Source organism: Xanthomonas sp. SHU 308, from assembly GCF_000364645.1.
GTDB classification, from domain to species: domain Bacteria; phylum Pseudomonadota; class Gammaproteobacteria; order Xanthomonadales; family Xanthomonadaceae; genus Xanthomonas_A; species Xanthomonas_A sontii.
The window spans coordinates 1-2,054 of the sequence record NZ_AQOK01000865.1; the positions used below are offsets into that span (position 1 = coordinate 1).

Below are 2,054 nucleotides of genomic sequence, written 5' to 3' on the forward strand. Positions count from 1 at the left end.
AGGCCGGGCAGCCGCTGCAGCGCCTGGACGGGCTGACCGTGGCCGGCGGACGCCGTTTCGCTCTGTACGGCGATCGGCTCGACTTGGCGCCGCTGATCGCGGTGGCCGGACTCAGCGACCGGCTTTCGCCCAGCCTGCGCAGTTGGTTGGCGGTGGCACGGCCGCGCGTGCAACTGACCCAGGTGGCGGTGAGCGGGGTTCCCGGCGGTCCGTTGTACGGCCAGGGGCGGCTGGCGGACCTGGCGTTCGCGCCGGCGGGCGGTGCGCCGGGTGTGAGCGGGCTGCGCGGCCGCTTCGACGGCGATGCCCAGGCCGGCGAACTGGCGCTGGAGGCCGGCAGCCCGGTCCGCGTCGACTGGCCCAGCGGCTTCGGCGTGGTCCACCAGGTCCAGTTGGCCGGGCGCATCGTCGCCTTCCGCGATGGCGACGGCCTGCGCGTGGCGACCCCGGGGCTGCGCGTGCAGGGCAGCGACTACGGCGCCGACGTGCGCGGCGGGCTGCGCTTCCAGGACGACGGCTCGCGGCCGTGGATCGACCTGGCCGCCGACCTGCAGGACGCGCCGGTGGTGGCGGCGAAGAAGTTCTGGGTCCATTCCAAGATGAGCAAGGCCGCCACCGACTGGCTCGACGCCGCGCTGCAGGGCGGGCGCCTGCGCGACGGCCATGCGCTGGTCTCCGGCGACCTGGACGACTGGCCGTTCGCCGACCACAACGGCCGCTTCGAGGCGACCGCGCGGCTGGAGGACGCCAAGGTGCGCTTCCAGCACGACTGGCCGGCGGTGGAGAACGTGGACGCCAGCGTCGCCTTCATCGGCAACGGCTTCGAGGTGCACGGCCGCGGCAGCATGGGCGGGGTGCCGGTGGAGCAGCTGTCGGCGGCGCTGCCCGACTACAAGGAAGGCCAGCTCAGCGTGCTGGCCAGCACCCGCGCCGAGACCGGCAAGCTGCTGGCGATGCTGCGGCAGAGTCCGCTGCATGCCCATTACGGCGACACCCTGGATGCGCTCAGCGCGTCGGGGCCGGCCGATGTCACCTTCGACCTGCTGCAGCCGCTGCGCGCCGACATCGGCACCCACCACCTGCGCGGCACGGTCGACCTGCTCGGCGCGCATATCGCCGACAAGCGCTGGGACCTGGCCTTCGACGACATGCGCGGCAGCGCCAACTACAGCGATACCGGATTCGCCGCGCAGAAGCTGAGCGTGGCCTACCAGGGCCACCAGGGCGAACTGGCGCTGCGCGCCGGCGACGGCGTGCAGGATCCGCAACAGGCCTTCGAGGCCGCGCTGAGCGCGTCGCTGGACGCGAACGAACTGCTCGACCGGGTGCCGGAAATGGCCTGGCTCAAGCCGTACGTGCAGGGCCGCTCGCGCTGGAACATCGGCGTCGGCCTGCCCAAGACCCCCGACGGCGGCGCGCAGCCGCCGACCCGGCTGCAACTGCGCTCGGACCTGGTCGGCACCCAGCTGCTGATGCCGGCGCCGATGGACAAGGCGCCGGCCACGCCGCTGGCGACCTCGGTCAACGTGCCGCTGCCGGTCGGCAGCGGCCGCATCGAGGTGGCCTTCGGCAAGCTGATGGCGCTGGCGGCGCGCAGCCAGGGCGGCAAGACCGGCGTGCGCGTGGTGATGGGCAGCGACCACGTCGCCGACGAACCGCCGGCCAGCGGCCTGGTGGTCAGCGGGCGCACCGCGGCGCTGAACGCCATCGACTGGATCGGCGTGGTCAGCCGTCCCGATCCGAACGCCGCCGCGGCCAACGGCGGCGAAGACCCGATGCCGCTGCGGCGCATCGAGATCCTGGCCGACCATCTGCTGCTGCTGGGCGGCGTGTTCGACAACACCCGCCTGCGCCTGCTGCCGCAGGCCGACAGCATCGACGTGCATTTGGACGGCCCGGCCCTGGCCGGCGACCTCAGCGTGCCGACCAAGGACGGCGGTGTGCTCGGCGGACGCCTGGCGCGGGTGCACTGGCGCTCGGCCACGGCCACCTTGCCGGTGGCGAACGGCACGCCGACGGCGGTGGTCGCCACGCCCGCCGACAGCGGAGTCGCC

General features: G+C 73.8%; 1 protein-coding gene. It reads left to right on the forward strand.

Annotated elements, in window-relative coordinates; translation table 11 throughout:
* The coding region (locus D588_RS25925; RefSeq protein WP_017917598.1) for a DUF3971 domain-containing protein at nt 1-2,054 on the forward strand (2,054 nt) is incomplete at both ends.